Source organism: Nocardia sp. BMG111209 (assembly GCF_000381925.1).
Lineage (GTDB): Bacteria > Actinomycetota > Actinomycetes > Mycobacteriales > Mycobacteriaceae > Nocardia.
In genome coordinates this window covers 36910-52730 of the sequence record NZ_KB907308.1, presented here as the reverse complement: position 1 = coordinate 52730, position 15821 = coordinate 36910, and the positions used below count along the sequence as shown (strand labels likewise).

Annotated in this window: 15 protein-coding genes; 6 read left to right on the top strand and 9 right to left on the bottom strand. The window is 68.6% G+C overall.

Features of this window, described 5'->3' with window-relative positions:
- Positions 1-13 precede the first annotated feature (13 nt).
- Genes G361_RS44675 through G361_RS44670 form a run of 5 tightly spaced genes read right to left on the bottom strand, consistent with a single transcriptional unit; the run spans position 14 to position 7794 of the window.
- On the bottom strand, positions 14-1492 hold the full coding sequence (locus tag G361_RS44675; RefSeq protein WP_019929590.1) for a rhamnulokinase family protein: 1479 nt from the start codon (positions 1490-1492) through the stop codon (positions 14-16).
- Between the two features lie 47 nt (positions 1493-1539).
- A complete protein-coding gene (locus G361_RS0123635) occupies positions 1540-3573 on the bottom strand; it encodes a bifunctional rhamnulose-1-phosphate aldolase/short-chain dehydrogenase (protein ID WP_019929589.1) in 2034 nt (677 codons plus the stop codon).
- A gap of 1 nt (position 3574) precedes the next feature.
- Positions 3575-4747 (bottom strand): L-rhamnose isomerase, encoded by a 1173-nt coding sequence (gene rhaI / locus G361_RS0123630; protein WP_019929588.1) that lies wholly within the window; start codon positions 4745-4747, stop codon positions 3575-3577.
- Positions 4748-4795: 48 nt separating this feature from the next.
- Positions 4796-6505: an ABC transporter ATP-binding protein gene (locus tag G361_RS0123625; RefSeq protein ID WP_196814615.1), complete on the bottom strand. Its 1710-nt coding sequence runs from the start codon at positions 6503-6505 to the stop codon at positions 4796-4798.
- Positions 6506-6552: 47 nt separating this feature from the next.
- Positions 6553-7794: a phytanoyl-CoA dioxygenase family protein gene (locus G361_RS44670; protein WP_019929586.1), complete on the bottom strand. Its 1242-nt coding sequence runs from the start codon at positions 7792-7794 to the stop codon at positions 6553-6555.
- A 265-nt stretch (positions 7795-8059) separates the two neighbouring features.
- Here G361_RS44670 and G361_RS47195 point away from each other — a divergent pair, with 265 nt between their 5' ends.
- The 4 genes from G361_RS47195 (at position 8060) to G361_RS0123600 (ending at position 12099) form a co-directional block, all read left to right on the top strand.
- Positions 8060-8833, top strand: coding sequence for a hypothetical protein (locus G361_RS47195; RefSeq protein ID WP_019929585.1), 774 nt, complete (start codon positions 8060-8062; stop codon positions 8831-8833).
- Positions 8830-9645, top strand: coding sequence for a hypothetical protein (locus G361_RS0123610; RefSeq protein ID WP_155981753.1), 816 nt, complete (start codon positions 8830-8832; stop codon positions 9643-9645). Before G361_RS47195 ends, G361_RS0123610 begins: the two co-directional genes overlap by 4 nt.
- Before the next feature lie 91 nt (positions 9646-9736).
- Entirely contained in the window at positions 9737-11107 is a 1371-nt protein-coding gene (locus G361_RS0123605; protein ID WP_036495499.1) for an ABC transporter substrate-binding protein, read from the top strand.
- 77 nt (positions 11108-11184) lie between these two features.
- The gene (locus G361_RS0123600) at positions 11185-12099 is read left to right on the top strand and encodes an IclR family transcriptional regulator (RefSeq protein WP_019929582.1); all 915 of its coding nucleotides are present in this window, start codon (positions 11185-11187) and stop codon (positions 12097-12099) included.
- Between the two features lie 11 nt (positions 12100-12110).
- Here the strand turns inward: G361_RS0123600 and G361_RS0123595 are convergent, their stop codons facing one another.
- Both G361_RS0123595 and G361_RS0123590 read right to left on the bottom strand, forming a co-directional pair.
- Positions 12111-12425: a 2Fe-2S iron-sulfur cluster binding domain-containing protein gene (locus G361_RS0123595; RefSeq protein WP_019929581.1), complete on the bottom strand. Its 315-nt coding sequence runs from the start codon at positions 12423-12425 to the stop codon at positions 12111-12113.
- The gene (locus tag G361_RS0123590) at positions 12422-13396 is read right to left on the bottom strand and encodes an LLM class flavin-dependent oxidoreductase (RefSeq protein WP_019929580.1); all 975 of its coding nucleotides are present in this window, start codon (positions 13394-13396) and stop codon (positions 12422-12424) included. The genes G361_RS0123595 and G361_RS0123590 overlap by 4 nt, the downstream gene beginning before the upstream one ends.
- Before the next feature lie 84 nt (positions 13397-13480).
- On the opposite strand from G361_RS0123590, the gene G361_RS0123585 reads away from it, so the two are divergent.
- A complete protein-coding gene (locus G361_RS0123585; RefSeq protein WP_019929579.1) occupies positions 13481-13780 on the top strand; it encodes a DUF1330 domain-containing protein in 300 nt (99 codons plus the stop codon).
- A gap of 39 nt (positions 13781-13819) precedes the next feature.
- Here the strand turns inward: G361_RS0123585 and G361_RS0123580 are convergent, their stop codons facing one another.
- Entirely contained in the window at positions 13820-14155 is a 336-nt protein-coding gene (locus G361_RS0123580; protein ID WP_019929578.1) for a hypothetical protein, read from the bottom strand.
- Between the two features lie 4 nt (positions 14156-14159).
- A complete protein-coding gene (locus G361_RS0123575) occupies positions 14160-15413 on the bottom strand; it encodes an aromatic ring-hydroxylating dioxygenase subunit alpha (protein ID WP_019929577.1) in 1254 nt (417 codons plus the stop codon).
- A gap of 194 nt (positions 15414-15607) precedes the next feature.
- Here G361_RS0123575 and G361_RS49680 point away from each other — a divergent pair, with 194 nt between their 5' ends.
- Entirely contained in the window at positions 15608-15769 is a 162-nt protein-coding gene (locus tag G361_RS49680) for a hypothetical protein (protein ID WP_155981752.1), read from the top strand.
- The last annotated feature ends 52 nt before the right edge of the window (positions 15770-15821 follow it).

The window sequence follows — 15821 nt, the reverse complement described above, 5'->3', positions numbered from 1 at the left end:
TCGACCTGGTCGGTCAGCGTCGGGTCGCGACGCGCTCGACGGCGGTCCGCCACGCGGGGTCGCCGCTGGGTATGTACCGCGTCGGCGGATGTGTGGCGGCGACGAGTTCCCGAGCGCGCTGCCAGTCGGGCAGTACTCCGTCCGAGATCGCCTGAGCGAGTAGATTTCCCATCGCTGTGGCTTCCGCGGGGCCGGCGGCCAGTGGCAGTCCGCAGGCGTCTGCGGTCGCCTGGCACAGCAGGGTGTTACGCGCGCCGCCGCCGACCAGATGCACAGTGTCGATGCCGTGGCCGGTGACGGCCGCGGCATCCGCGATCGCCAGGGCGTGGCCGACGGCGAGACTGTCGATGATGCAGCGGGTGTATTCGGCCGGTGACAGCGGCGGCGGTCCGTCGCAGCCGGCGGCGATGCGGTGCGTCATCGGGGGCTGCCCGGTTTCCGCGGGCGCTCGATAGCGGGGGTCGTCGACATCGATCAGGGTGGTGAGCGCGGGCACGGCGGCGGCCCGCGCGGTGAGTTCCGCCGGGTTCGTGCCGGGCCATTCCCGCATGCATTCCTGGAGCAGCCACAGCCCCATCACGTTGCGCAGCAACCGGATTCCGTTCACCCCGGCCTCGTTCGTGAACCCGTGCTCGCGGGCGGGGACGGACAGCAGCGGTGTCGGTCGTTCCACCCCGACCAACGACCAGGTACCGGTGCAGATGTAGGCGAGTCCGGCCGCGTGTGCGGGGACGGCGGCCACGGCGCTGGCGGTGTCGTGCGAGGCGACGTGGACGATCGGATACTTTCCACCGACCTGGTCTGCCAGGGGAGCGCGCACCGCACCCAGACGGGTTCCCGGCCCGCTGATCGGACTGAACAGTCGCTGCGGCAGCCCGAGCCGGGATATCAGCTGGTGGTCCCAGTCGCGGGTGCTCACGTGGTAGAGGCCGGTGGTGGACGCGTTGGTGCGTTCGGCGCCGATCCGGCCGGTCAGCCAGTAGCCGAGCAGATCCGGGATCAGCAGCAGATGCCGGGCCGCGTCGAGCCGGTAGCGGGGTTCGGCGCGTAGTTGGTGGACGGTGTTGAAGGGCTGGTCCGCGACACCGGTCCGCTGGAACAGCTCGACGGCGTCGATCGGCGGAACATCCGGTCTCGCGGTGCGCCCGTCGCGATAGTGGTAAGGCAGGCCGAGTAACCGCCCGTCTGCGTCGAGCAGCCCGTAATCGACTGCCCACGAATCGATTCCGGCCGATCGGACCGGGCCTGCGGCGGCCAGACCGAGACATGCCTGCTCGAACAGACCGCCGATGTTCCAGTGCAGCCCGTCGGGCAGGTGCATCGGCCGGTTGGCGAACCGATGCACCTCTCGCATCTCGATGCGGTCCCCGGTGATCGCACCGCGTACCACCCGGCCGCTGGCGGCACCGAGATCGACTGCGGCATAGGCATTCCCGTCGGCGCGGGACCTATGGACCGGAACCGGGCCGGCATCGTCGCGGGCTGGGAACATCGGGAACTACTCTTTCGATCGCATCGAGAGGAGGCGCGGCAGGGGTGTCAGCGTAGGAAGGCCGCGGCGACGCCGCTGTCGACCGGGATGTGCAGGCCGGTGGTCCGGGACAGCTCACCGCCGGTGAGCGCGAACACCGCGGCCGCGACATGCTCCGGCAGCACTTCGTGTTTCAGGATGGTGCGCCGGGCATAGAAGGCACCCAGGTCCTCCTCCGGCACGCCGTACACCGCGGCTCGCTGGGCGCCCCAGCCGCCGGCGAAGATTCCCGAACCCCGCACCACGCCATCGGGATTCACGCCGTTGACGCGGATGCCGTGCGCACCGAGTTCGGCGGCCAGCAGTCGTACCTGATGCGCCTGGCCGGCCTTGGCGGCACCGTAGGCGACGTTGTCCGGACCGGCGAACACGGAATTCTTGCTGACGATATAGACGATGTCACCGCCGAGACCCGCAGCGATCATGGCCTTCGCGGCGGCACGTGAGACCAGGAACGAGCCACGCGCCATGACCGAATGCTGCACGTCCCAATCGTTCTCGGTGGTGTCCAGCAACGATTTCGAGATCGACAACCCGGCATTGTTGACGACCAGGTCGACGCCACCGAACGCCAGCACGGCGGAATCGAGCGCTGCGGCAACGGCTTCCGGGTCGGTCACGTCGACGGTGACCGGGACGGCCACGTCCGGCGAGCCGAGTTCGCGCGCCACCCGGGCCGCGGCCTCGGCATCCCGGTCGGCGACCACCACGCAGGCCCCCTCGGCGGCAAGACGTATGGCGATCGCCTTCCCGATCCCCGAACCGCCGCCGGTGACGAACGCGATCCGGGAGGCCAGCGGCTTCGGCTTCGGCATGCGGGCCAGCTTCGCTTCCTCGAGCGGCCAATATTCGATGCGGAACTTCTCCGCCTCATCGATGGGGGAGTAGCGCGACAACGCCTCGGCGCCGCGCATGACGTTGATCGCGTTGCGGTAGAACTCACCGGCCACCCGGGCGGTCTGCTTGTCGCGTCCGAAGCTGAACATCCCGATGCCGGGCACCAGGACGATCGCGGGATCCGCGCCGCGCATCGGCGGCGAGTCCGCGGTGGCGTGCCGGTGGTAGTAGGTGGCGTAGTCGTCGCGATAGGCCGCATGCAGTTCCCGCAGCCGGGCGAGCACCTCGTCGAGCGGTGCGTCGGCGGCGGTGTCGAGCACCAGCGGCCGAATCTTGGTGCGCAGGAAGTGATCCGGACAGGAGGTCCCCAGCGCGGCCAGCCGCGGATGCTCGGCGCGCGCGAGGAACTCCAGCACGATGTCACCGTCGTCGAAATGGCCGACCTGCCGCCGATCGGTGGACGCCAGACCCCGGATCACCGGCGCGAGTTGCGAAGCCCGATCACGGCGCGGTCCGACCGGCAGCGGGGCGTAATGGTCCACGATCGCGCCGAACGGTTCGGACCGGCCCTTCGTCGCGATGAATTCCGTTGCGGTACGAATGATGTCGAGGGAATTCGCTTCGCACTCGGCAGAGCTGTCACCCCACGCGGTGATCCCGTGCCCGCCGAGGATGCACCCGATGGCCGCCGGGTTGTCGCGGCGAATCGCGGCGATGTCCAGGCCGAGCTGGAACCCGGGCCGCCGCCACGGCACCCACACCACCCGATCGCCGAAACACTGCTCGGTGAGCGCAGCGCCGTCGGCGGCCGTCGCCAGCGCGATCCCCGCATCCGGGTGCAGGTGATCGACATGAGCCGCATCGACCAAGCCGTGCATCGCCGTATCGATACTCGGAACCGCGCCACCGCGGCCGTGCAGACAGTAGTCGAACGCGGCGACCATCTCGTCCTCGCGCGCCACCCCCGGATACACCTCGGCCAGCGCCTGCAGCCGATCGCGGCGCAGCACCGCCAGCCCCGCCGCGGTGAGCGTACCGAGATCACCCCCGGATCCCTTGACCCACACCAGTTCCACCGGCCCACCGGTGACCGGATCGATGCCGCTGCCCTTGGCGGAGGTGTTACCCCCGGCATAGTTGGTGTTGCGCGGATCCGCGCCGAGCCGATTGCTGCGCGCGACCAATTCACCCACGATGTCGCTCATCTCATGCTCCCCACCCGGCGGCGGTCCCGCCGACCCGTTCGTCGATCACTGTCCGCAGATAACCCGACCGCTGAAACGCCAGGATCGGATTCGGTTCCAGCCCCATGTCCATCCGCAGCCCGGCCAGCAGCGGCCGCACATCGGTGTGGTAGGCGTCCATCAGAATCGCGTTGGCGCCCAGCACATCTCCGGCGCGCTGTGCCTCGCCCAGTGCGGCCCGGTCGACCAGCAGCGCTTTGGCCGTGGCCTCCTGCACATTCAGCACCGACCGGATCTGTGCCTGGATCTTCGGCTCGATGTTGTGGCACTGGTCGAGCATGAACAGAATTCCCGAATCCGGCGTCACCGCGTCCGCCGCGGCGATCTCGTTCATGATCCGGAACAGCTGGAACGGATCGGCCGCGCCGACCATCAGATCGTCGTCGGCGTAGAACCGCGAATTGAAGTCGAACGCACCGAGTTTGCCGCGCGCGACCAGGAACGCCACGATGAACTCGATATTCGTGTGCGGTGCGTGATGTCCGGTGTCGACCACCACCGACGCCTTCGGCCCCAGATCGACGGTGTGCGCGAACGCGGTCCCCCAGTCCGGCACATCGGTGGCATAGAACGCGGGCTCGAACAGCTTGTACTCCAACAGTATTCGCTGATCGTCGGCCAACTCCGCATACACCTCGGCCAGCGCTGCGGCCAGTCGCCGCTGCCGGTCCACGAGATCGTCCTGCCCCGGATAGTTCAGTCCGTCGGCGAACCACAGCTTCAGCTGCGCCGACCCGGTCTGGTGCATCACCTCGATACACGCCTTCAGATGATCGATCGCCTTGCGCCGCACCGCCGGATCCGGATGGCAGACGCTGCCCAGCCGATAGTCGTCGTCCTGGAAGGTGTTGGCGTTGATCACCCCGATCGAAACCCCCAGCGCCGCCGCATGTTCGGCGAGCCTGCCGTAGTCGTCGACGGCATCCCACGGGATGTGCAGCGAAACCACCGGCGCGACACCGGTGTAGCGGTGCACCTGCGCCGCGTCGGCGATCTTCTCGAACGGGTCCCGCGGCACACCCGGTTGCGCGAACACCTTGAACCGGGTGCCCGAGTTGCCGAACGCCCAGGACGGCACCTCGATTCGCTGCTGCCGCAATATCTGCCGGACCTGATCGTCGGAAGGCTGAATCATGGCCGAAACTCCTGAGGAGACATGATCGGCCGGGCCGATCGGTGAAGGTCAGGCGATGGACTGCTCACGGCAGTACATGCGGTAGGTCGACGAGGTGCGCAGCAGCGCGTCGTGGGTGCCGACCGCACCGGCTCGGCCGTCCTCGACGACGACGATGCGGTCGCAAGCCTGGACGGTGGCGATCCGGTGCGCGATGATCAGCGCCGTCCGGCCGGTCAGCAGCCGGTCCAGCGCACCGAGGACCGAGCGTTCGCTACCGGCGTCGAGCGCGCTGGTCGCCTCGTCCAGCACGATGATCGCCGGGTCCTCGAGTATCACCCGGGCGATGGCGAGGCGCTGGCGTTGCCCGCCGGAGAGGGTGACCCCGCGTTCACCGATCTCGGTGTGCATCCCGTGCTCCCAGGCGCGTACGAACTCCCAGGCGTTCGCCGCCTCGAGCGCGTGCCGGATCTCGTCCTCGGTGGCCGCCGGGTCACCGAGCCGGAGGTTGTCCGCGACCGACCCGCTGAGCAGGACCGAATCCTGGAAGACGACTCCCACCGCGGCGCGCAGCGACCGCTGGGTGACCGCGCGCAGGTCCTGATCGTCGATGGTGATCCGGCCCTCGGCCGGATCGAAGAACCGCAACAACAGTTGGGCCACAGTCGATTTCCCGGCGCCGGAGGGTCCGACCAGCGCCACGCTCTGCCCCGGTTCGACGGTCAGCTCGAAGCCGTCCAGGACGCGCCGGGACGGTCGCGCCGGATACGCGAAGCGGACCTGCTCGAAGACGATGCGGCCGCGGGTGACGTGCAGGGCCGGGGCGTGCGGGAGGTCGTGCACACCCGGTCGTTCGTCGAGCAGTTCCGCCGCGCGTTCGCCGGCGGTCAGGCCGGCGAGAATCTCGGGCAGCGTATTGATCACCGTCGACAGCGCACCGGAACCCTGGAGCCAGAAGCCCCACACGGCAACGACATCGCCGAGGGCGAGCGTCCCGGACGCCGCGCGCCACGCGCCGGCGAACAGCAGGGCGAACGGTGCGACGAACGCGAGGTGGAAGCCCAGCAGATCCGCGTACCGGTGCTGCAACCGGGCCAGCGATTCGGTCCGGCTGCGCACCCCGTCGGTCCCGGAACGCACCCGGCGCAGCGCGTCCTCCTCGGCGTTGAAGGCCTTGACCAGCGTGTTCACGCCGAGTAGTTCGGTGAGGGTCGCCGAGGTGCGGCCCAGTTCCGCCCTGATGTCCCGGGTGTGCCGGTGCAGGGCCGGCAGGATCGCCGCCGTCCAGACGGCCGCCACGGCGAGCAGCCCGAGCGCCAGCAGGACCAGCCACCGATCGACCCAGGCGATCAGTCCCACCGAGATGATCAGCAGCGCGACCGCCCACCACAGCGCCATCCCCTGCACCAGCGTCGCTTCCAGCCGCTCGATGTCCTGGTTGACCCGCCCCGCGATATCGCCGATCCGCGAGCGATGGAAGAAATCCGCCGACAGGCGTTGCACGTGCTCGTACAGCGCCTGCCGCAGGTTGTTCGCCCAGCGGGTCGCACCCCGGCGGGTCCAGGTGTGCGCGAAGTACGCCGCGGTGAGGAATACGGTCGCCACGGCGATCGCGGCCAGCGCCGGCGCCTGCCAGCCGGTCCGGAGGAACCCGTGCGGGTCGTGCTGAATCCGGTTGAGCACCACCCGGAACACCGCGGGCCCGAGACTCTGCGCGACCGCGTCGACCAGAATCAGCCCATATCCGGCCACCAGCAGTGGTCCGCCGTTTCCGGCCAACGCGAACAGTGTGCCAACCGTGCGCACACCGCCCCGGCGGTCCGCGCTCACAGTTCGTGATCGGACAAACGGGAACCGGACTGTCCCGCGCCGACCATGTCGTTCAACGCGGCCCGCCGCCGCCGGATCTCCTCGCGGCCGATCTCCACCGGGATGTCGTCCGCCCGCGGCGCGAGCGAGAATCCCGTGTACACGACGCGGCGTTCGCCCGAGATCGGCGGCCGGCTCATGTGCAGCGTGCAGGAGCAGTGCACGGTGACGTCGCCGATCCGGGTCGGCAACGGCAGCCGCGGCAGATCCAGGCCGTCGAGACCCACGGTGGAGACGTTCGCGCGGTGCGAACCGGCGACGACACCGAGCTCACCGGACTCGGGCCCGGCGCCGGTCACCGAGATGCCGACGACCAGACCGCAGCAGTTGTAGCTGTGGCCACCCATCGTGCAGTCCTTGTGCCAGCTCACATCCGAGGCGCCCTCGACGACGCCGATCTTCTTCAGCAACCCTTCGGCGGTGTCACCCGCATCGGGATCGCGATGGCGGTACCGGTCGTCGGTGAACGTGGCCAGCCGGGCGAAACGGTTGCCGCGCAGCAACTCCCGCAGCGCAGGCGACTGTCGATCGAAACCCAGGATCCGTGCCGGATACCACCCGCCGGGTTCGGTCCGGGCCCACCACGACGCACCGTCGCCGCGCTCGGCGGTGGCCAGCGCCGCATCGAATTCGGCCGATACCGCCGCCATCTCGGCCGCGGTGAACAGCCCGGCGATGTGCAGAAATCCGGCCTGGGCCAGGAAGTGCCCGATCTCGGCCGGATCGTCGGCGAGCGTGAACGACCGCCGCAGATCCAGCGCCGACCCGTCCCGGCTCGTGAAGCCGATACTGCCCGGCTCGTAGACCGCGCGTCCGTCGAGCAGGCAGCGCAGCACCGGCTCCCACGCCACGAAGGCGTCGATACCGCCCTGCCGGACGACGGCCCGGCCGGTCTTGTACAACCCGAAGGTCGAGGCCGAATCCTGGATCAGATCGGAGAACGCGGCCCGGTCCAGCCCCACGATCAGCGTGCCGCCGGAACCGGCCCGCACCTCCACCGCGTCCTCGCCGGGCAGCCAGGTCATCCGCTCGCCCTCGATATCGAAGGTGAGCGGCGCCAGCCCCAGCCGCCGGGCCGCGCGACCGGCCGAAACCCCGTGCGCCTCGAGCAGCGGGCCCACCTGCTCGTCGAGGAACGCCCCCGGTTCGAGCGGCGTCCCGTCGCGGTGCGACCGAGTGCGGACATCGACAGACAGCAACGTGGATACCTCCGAATCGCGCTGGACGCCCGGACGCCGGGCCGCCGCGAAATATCTTCCATTGGAATATAATCCACCGGTAGAAAATATGCCAGCTGCCCCGTCGGCGGGGTCGAGCGAATACCGGAGGCGACGCACCCGGAAGAAAGTCGCTGCAACCGATTGTCCGATCGCAGTGACGCAGCACACGATCTATCGACGGTTGTGACCCCCGACACAAACCGGTCTCGGGTCTGCGTGGGGGCATTCGAAAGATGAGGTACCGATGTTTGCCAAACGATGGATCGTGACCGCGGCCACCGCCGCCGCGGCCTTGACCGTGGTGACCGCGGGCGCGACGCAGGTATCCGCGTCCCCCGCCGCCGATCCCGCCACCAGCGCCGGTGTACCGGCCGTGGCCGAGGTCCACTACCAGGCCCGGATCGTCGATCGCAGCGTGGTGGCGACGCTCACCGACGGCGCCACCTTCGTGGACCGGCCCGATACGAAGACGATCGCGATCCGGAACACGGCCGGTCAGGTGCTCGAATCCGTGCCGACCTCGTTCGTGATCGGGGACCGGCACTTCCCCGTCGCCACCGAGATCTCGGCGGACGGCGGCACACTGCGCCTGACACCGCAGGTGGACGGCGTCGCGGCCGCGGCCGCCGCGGCTCCCGTCGCGTCGCCGCTGGAGAACCAGCTGGCGATGAACGACGCGCTCAACCTGCTCAGCGCGGGCCTGGGCATCGGCAGCCTCGTCGGCACGATCGTCGGCACGGTCATCGGCGCCGGGATGGGTCTCGCGGTCGCCGGCGCCACCTGCCTGGTGATCAGCATCGGCTGCCTGCTGACCGTATTCCCGGAGGTCGCCCTGGGCGCCACGATCGGCGGGATCGCCGGCATCAACATCGCCGGTGTGGGGTCGGGGCTCGGCGCGGCGTGGACCTACGTCCAGACCATGCTCGCGGCACCGGGACAGAGCATCTACGCCAGCCAGATCCCCGCCTACAACAACCCGCCGGTGCAGACGCCGGCCGGCGAGGGCGGCCCGCAGTGAGAGTGCAGAAGTGGGCGATCCCGGCGCTGCTGGCGGTGTCGGCACTCACCGTCACCGGCGCCACCGCCGAGGCCACGCCGGCGCCACCAGCGGCCGTCGGCGCCGTCCGGACACCGTCCGGCGACGACACATCCGGCGATCCGATCCGCGTGCAGACCGCGACGGCCGGCGACACCGTGACCACGACCGTGACCGGTGCGACCTTCGCCCTGACCGCCGACGCTCGCTCGGTCACGGTGCAGGACAACGCCGGTCGGACGATCGCGTCCGTTCCCCTGGGATTCCAGACGAAGGGGCAGCGCTACGACGTGGTGGCGCGGATCGCCGACGATGCCCGCACGCTGACGCTCCGGCCGGTCGTCTCGGCGCAACCGCCCGTCGACGGCGATGCCCACTTCGTCGCCAGTCCGTTCGAGAACCAATTGGCGGCCGACCAGGCCGTCGGCAATCTGGCCCTGATCGGATTCTTCGCTCCGATAGCGGGACTCGTCGGCGCCGCGTTGGTCGGTCTGGTCGTGGGTGTCATCGAATGCGCCGCATTGACGATCGGATGTGTGCTCACCGCGGTACCCACGGTGCTGGGATTCATGGCGGTCGGCGGCGCCGCGGGCACGATCCTCATTCTGGGACCGACCATCCTGCAAGGTCTGTGGACCTATATCCAGACCGTGATGGCGCCACCGGGCCAGAGCCAATTCGCCGGCCAGGGCGGTATGGGCGGACCGGACGACGCCGGAGTTCCCAATTCACAGTTCCGCGGGCCCACCTTCCCGCCGATGTACGGCGGACTCGGTAGCGGATCCGCCGGCTGACGCCGGGCCGATCCCGCGGTGACGACTCCCGGCGGCAGGGCTTTCCCTTGCTTCCCCTGCCGCCGGGACCCCAGTAGTCAGGAGACCCGCCATGGCGGCGAAAACCAGGTCCATCGCAACAGGTTTGCTCGCACTCGTCCTGCTGGCCGGCGGCTGTAGCCGCGGTGGCAGTGAGGATGCCGGCCCGGCGGGAACCGGCCCGGGAGATTTCGGCGATCTGAAAGGCATCTGCCACACCGGAAATGCGACCGGCGCACCGGCGCAGGGCGTCACCGCCGGGGAGATCGAGCTCGGGGTCTTCACCGATGCCGGGTTCACGAGGAATTCCGAATTCGTCGATACCGCAAAGGTTTTCACCTCCTGGTGCAACGACCACGGCGGGATCGGCGGCCGCAGGCTGGTGATCGACATCCACGATGCGAAGCTGATGGAAGTACGTCAGCGGATGCTCGACGCCTGCCGCGACGACTTCGCCCTGGTGGGTGGTGGCGCGGCCCTCGACGGGCTGGGCGTGAAGGACCGATTGTCCTGTCTGCTACCGGATTTCCCGGCACAGGTCGACCAGGTCCAGAACAGCGGATCGGACCTGCAGGTGGGCGGCGGCGCGAATGCGGCCGGTCCGCACGATTCGTACACCGGCTTCCACGAGTGGTTGTTCAAGGAGCGTTATCCGGCGTCCGCGAGCGCGGTCGGCCTGATCAACGGCGACACCCCGGTCACGCGGGTGATCGGTCAGCAGTACGCCGAAGCGCTGCCCGTGGAAGGGGCGAAGATCGTCTACAACGATCTGTATCCCGCCATGGGCGTGCCGGATTGGACTCCGTACGCGCAGGCGATCAAGGACAAGGGCGTCAAGGGCCTGATCTTCCTCGGTGATTTCCACAGCCTCGCGAAACTCGAGGATGTGTTGTCCACCATGGACTACACACTCGACTGGATCGATTCGAACAGCAATTCCTACACGTCGCAGTTCCTGCAACTGGCCGGTACGTCCCTGACCACGCAGCACAACTATGCCGACCTGGGTATCACGGTGCCGCTGGAATCGGCGACCACCACACCGGCCCTGCGGCAGGCGAAGGATATGTTCGCGCGATACGCGCCGGGCCGGGATCTGACCTTCCCGGCGCTGCGCGCCTTTTCCCAATGGGCCCTGTTCGCGAAAGCGGCCGGCAGTTGCGGCAACACACTCACGCGGAAATGCGTCTACGAGGCGGCGATCGCGGAACACGCCTGGACCGGCGGTGGCCTCCAGGCGCCCGCCGATCTGGCGCCCACCTCGACGGCGGTGCAGAGTTGTTTCCTCGCCGTGGCGGCGACCCCCGGCGGGTGGAAGATTCCCGATTTCGAGCCGGACCGCGGACCGTTCCGCTGCGATATCGCCCCGTACGCGTTCACCGGAGACTACGGACGGCCGATGACGCTCGCCGACGTCGGAAAGAGTGTGAACGACTTCCGATGATCCGACGTCCCGTCCCACCGACATTGCCATGGCAATGCGAGTGTTGCAGTGCGGTTGTCGTTGGTTAGATTGGTGGAATGGCTCGTCCCGCTCCTGCCTCGACCCGCGCCGCGGGCATCCTCGCATTCCTGACCGCCCACGCGACCCACGGCTATACGATCACCGAGCTCTGCCAGCATCTGGGCATGAACATCGCGTCGGCGAACGCGACGCTGGCGGTGCTGTCGGAGTGGGGGTTCGTCGTCCGGGAGCCGGTACACCGGACATACGTCCTGGGCCCGGCGCTGGTCGCCACGGGGTACGCCGCGGCCGAGCAGAGTCCCGGGGTGGCGGCCGGTATCGAGCAGGCGGGCATCCTGGCCGACGAACTCGGCGCCGATGTGCGGCTGACCGCGGTGGCCGGACGCGATGCGATCCTCCTGGCCAGCCGAGGCCCGGAGGCGGTGACCTCCCAGCTGGGATATCCCGGCGACCGCATACCGTTGATCGCGCCGATCGGCGCGGTATTCCTGGCGTGGTCGGACGAGGCGTCGGTGGCCGGGTGGCTGGAACGGGCCGAGCTGTCCGAGCGTCCCGCGGCCGCCTGCCGCGAGCTGCTGGCCGAGGCGCGGGAACGCGGCTACACCGTGACGATGGAGTCGATGGGTTCGCCGGCCGTGCGCGACGCGCTCCGGCGGGTGCGCGATACGCCGGCCGACGCCGCCGCCGAGCAGAAACTGACGGATATCCTGCACGACAGCGACGACCTGCTGATCTCGTTCGATGACCTGGACGAGTCGGCGGAGGTGGTGTTCCGTACCGTCGCCGCACCGATTTTCGATCCGCTCGGCCGAGTGTTGTTGTCGCTGAGCGTGGGTGGGCCCGGTCATCCCGTACCGGCCGGGCAGATAAGGGAATCGGGGCGGCGGCTGGTGCGTTCGGCGGCGGTCGCGACCCGCAAGGGCCGCGGCCGGATGCCGACGGCGGATCCGAACCTGCCCGCCTATTCGTAACGGACCCGGGTCTATTCGTAACGGACCCGGGTCGCTGGCCCGTCCGGCACCGCCTGGCAGGTCAATATCCATCCCTCGGCGAGATCGTCCGCGCCGAGTACGTTGTTGACGGCCATGGTGACGTGACCCTCGGTGAGTCTGGCCATACAGGTCCCGCAGCCGCCGAGTTCGCATTGCGCCGGGGGTGACAGACCCGCTCGGCGCGCGCAGTCCAGGACGGTCTCGCCCGGCCGGTGCTCGATGGTCACTCGTTTCTTGCCGAGTACGACGGTGACCCGGCGGCCGGTGGCGGCGGGTATCTCGGCGGTGACCGGCTGCGGGTTCACGGATTGCTCTCCTGAGTGGTCGCGAAGGCGCGCAGTTCGCGCGCGACGTCCGGGCCGGTGGGGGTGTAGATGATTTCCCGGAAGCCGTATCCGGCCATCTTGTTCAGCTGCCTGCGGACCCGGCCGGTGTCGCCGACGAGGGTTCTCACATCGATGTGGTCGAGCAGCCGCCGATCACGGTCGGTCAGGTGGGTCACGTGGCCCTCGAAGATCGACAGATGCCGTTCGTGCGGGGAAGTCGACGCCTCCAGCGCTTTCCGCCACTCCGCGCCACCGGGCAGCGCGTCGACGGCGTCGGGCCCGCCGGTGGCATAGGCGTTGTGCCAGTCGACGATCCGCCACGGCCCGATCGCCTCCCGGACGCGTGGCGCGCCGGGATCCTCGCCGGGTTCGAGCACGGTGCCGGAGACGATCGTCGCGGTCGGCAGCGTGGGGTGCGGGGCGCCGATGAGCCCGTCGGCGATCTCACCGGCCAGCCGAGTTCCCTTGGGCCCGAACGCGCTCAGCCAGATCGGAACCTCCAGCGGTCGCGCCGCGGCCAGGCCCGGGGCGTGGAGCATCCGGGCCGGCGCACCGTCGACGGTCGCGGTGCCGCCGGCCAGCAACTCGCGGACCGCGAGGGTGTAGTCGCGAAGGCGGGCGAGGGTCATCGGTCGTTGTCCCGCCGCGTAGCGGGCGGTGAATCCGGTACCCAGGCAGGCCCGGAAACGGTTGCCCGACAGGCGGGCAATGGTGGCGATCCCGGCGGCCATCGCCGGTTCCGACCGCTGCTGGGGGACGAGTACCGAGGTCGCGAGACCGATATCGGTGGTGCGCCGCGCGGCCAGCGCGAGGTGCACGAAGGGGTCCTCCCACAGCGGCGCCGAATCGAAGATCCACACCCGGTGATATCCGAGTTCCTCGGCGAGGACCGCCAGATCGGCGAAGTCCGGTCCCGGCGGCAGGCCGCACGACAATTCGTAGTCGGGCATCGTCGAATTCGATTCCCGCTCTTCTATTTTCGTTTCCAATGTGTACTCTCTGATTTGAAATCGATTGCTACAGAAGGAGTTCCGATGCCGAAGGGATATGCCATCCTCACCGAGGAGTTCGTCGACCCGGACGGGATGCGGGAATACGAGCGCGCCTCGACGCGGGCACTGGTCGTCGGTGGGGCGAAGGTGCTCGCCGTCGACACCCGGCCGAAGGTGCTCGAAGGGCAGTGGCACGGCACCCGCACGGTGGTTCTGGAGTTCGAGTCGCCCGACGCCGCGCAGGCGTGGTACGACTCGCCGGAATACCGGCAGGCGCTGCCGTTGCGGCTGGCCGCGGCCCGCTCGAACGCGGTCATCCTCACCGGATTCGATCCCCGATGACGACCGGCCCCGGCGCGGTTTCCGCGCCGGGGCGGCAGGTCAGGGGACCGGATCGGCGAGCCGATGGATCTGCGCGTCGGCGCTGTCGATGACCTGCGGTTGATGCCAGATCTCCACGCACATGGCGACCATGATGATCGAATAGATCAGGTGCAGTAGATTGTTCGCGTCCTCGGGCAGATCGTCGACCGGGAACTTGTCGCAATGGGCGATCGCGTCCGGCAGCAGCGGGAACCCGACCCGGTAGAAGGCCTCCATCTCGGTGATGGTGCCGGCCATGCGCCGGTTCCAGCGTTCGGGTTCGGTTGCCAGACACCAGGTTTCGGCGAAGGGCTCCAGATCGGCGAATTCGGCGGGCAGCAGGGTGTCGGGCATCGGGTCACGCCTTCGCGGTGCGGTGGTCGCCGACCCAGTCGCCGACGGTCCTGTGGAAGTGCCGGACCAGCAGCTCCTGGTCGTTGAGCGGAAAATAGTCGACCACACCGGTATCCAGGCCCTGCTGGGTGCCGACCAGCGTCCCCGCGTCCTGCAGCGCGAACTCCTTGAACATCACCACGGCGGTCTCCTGGGCGACACGTTGGGCCACCGTCCGGGCCGGCGGGAAGTACAGGGTGCCCTCGAAGCGGTGGGTGCGCGGCGAGGTCGGCCAGTAGCGGTAGACCAGATACCAGCCGGCGGCCCAGATCAGCAGTTCCATATTCGGGAAGATCTGGAAGTTGTCGGCGGCCCACTGCGGGGCCCGCCCCGGATTGACCCCGCCGAGCTCGTCACCCAGATTCGGCTCGTCCCACGGTCCGAAAAGTCCACTGCGCGTGACGATCTCGATCGGATACTGGAAGTCCTCGGGCCACGTCCGCCGCGGTGAACTGGACGTGGTGACCAGACGGTGCGGTCCGTCCAGCTGATAGTGCGGCGCCTCGAACCCGGTGATCTTCGGCCGTGCCGCGGGTGTCGCCTCCTGGGAATGCAGCACCGGAACGTGGTAGTACTCCTGGAAGGCGTCCAGGAACAGCTTCCAGTTGCAGCCCACGTCGGCGGTGAAGACGTATTTGTCGGTGAACCGCTCGAAGGGGTACCCCTCCAGCTCGGTGATCATGGGCCGCAAGAACTCTCGCAACGATTCGGCCGGCTCGGCGGCGAAGTTGACGAAGATGAACCCGGCCCACACCTCGCAGTGCACCGGCGCCAGGCCGTACTGCGACTTGTCCAGGCCGAAGAACTCCTGCTCCTGCTGCACGAACGTGCACTCCCCGTCCAGCGCGTACCGCCAGGCGTGGTACTTGCAGGTGAAGGTCCGGCAGGTGCCCGCGACCTCGTCGTTCGGATTCTCGTTCCAGACCAGCTTGTTACCCCGGTGCCGGCAGATGTTGTGGAACGCGCGCACCTGCCCCTGCTGGTCGCGGACCACGATGATCGACGCGCTCGCGACCTCGATCGTCTTGGTGAAATAGCTTCCCTTACTGGGTAATTCGTCCACCCGGCCGACATTCAGCCAGGCCCGCCGGAAGATCTTCTCCCGTTCGGCGGCATAGAACTCGGGGGAGACGCAGTCCTCGTAGGACACCCCTCCGGTCCCGAGCTCGGGGTAGTGCTCGGTCCAACTGCCCTCGCTCGGCTTCGCGAAACGCGCCATGGTCGCACACCTCCTACACGAAACAACCAACACATTGCTATAGCAATGTGTACGTGGCGTCAAGTGCTACGGGTGGGCACAGTCGCACCTTGACGAGATGAATCGATTGCTATAGCAATGAACAAGTCGCCCGATCGGCCACTCGGCCTGGGCATCGACTCATTGTCCGGACCGACACTCCAGGCAGGGTGACCATGTCCACAGATTTCGACGGCATCTCGGAGGAACATCACGGCCCCGCCGCCGACCGCCGATACAACTACCTGCGCACCTTCATCCTGCGCGGCGTGACGAAGCTGCACGTGGAATGCACGCCTGCCGCCCCCGCTCAGCTCCCGGGCCCGCGCGGAGGGTGACCGATCGGCGGATGTCCCACGATCCGGCCACGGCGGACTGTCCGCCGTGGCG

Bases quoted from the DNA above. Each gene is read 5' to 3' on its own strand.
- G361_RS44675 (WP_019929590.1), bottom strand. From the start codon at position 1,492: ATGTTCCCAGCCCGCGACGATGCCGGCCCGGTTCCGGTCCATAGGTCC.
- G361_RS0123635 (WP_019929589.1), bottom strand. From the start codon at position 3,573: ATGAGCGACATCGTGGGTGAATTGGTCGCGCGCAGCAATCGGCTCGGC.
- rhaI (WP_019929588.1), bottom strand. From the start codon at position 4,747: ATGATTCAGCCTTCCGACGATCAGGTCCGGCAGATATTGCGGCAGCAG.
- G361_RS47195 (WP_019929585.1), top strand. From the start codon at position 8,060: ATGTTTGCCAAACGATGGATCGTGACCGCGGCCACCGCCGCCGCGGCC.
- G361_RS0123605 (WP_036495499.1), top strand. From the start codon at position 9,737: ATGGCGGCGAAAACCAGGTCCATCGCAACAGGTTTGCTCGCACTCGTC.
- G361_RS0123600 (WP_019929582.1), top strand. From the start codon at position 11,185: ATGGCTCGTCCCGCTCCTGCCTCGACCCGCGCCGCGGGCATCCTCGCA.
- G361_RS0123590 (WP_019929580.1), bottom strand. From the start codon at position 13,396: ATGCCCGACTACGAATTGTCGTGCGGCCTGCCGCCGGGACCGGACTTC.
- G361_RS0123585 (WP_019929579.1), top strand. From the start codon at position 13,481: ATGCCGAAGGGATATGCCATCCTCACCGAGGAGTTCGTCGACCCGGAC.
- G361_RS0123580 (WP_019929578.1), bottom strand. From the start codon at position 14,155: ATGCCCGACACCCTGCTGCCCGCCGAATTCGCCGATCTGGAGCCCTTC.
- G361_RS0123575 (WP_019929577.1), bottom strand. From the start codon at position 15,413: ATGGCGCGTTTCGCGAAGCCGAGCGAGGGCAGTTGGACCGAGCACTAC.
- G361_RS49680 (WP_155981752.1), top strand. From the start codon at position 15,608: ATGTCCACAGATTTCGACGGCATCTCGGAGGAACATCACGGCCCCGCC.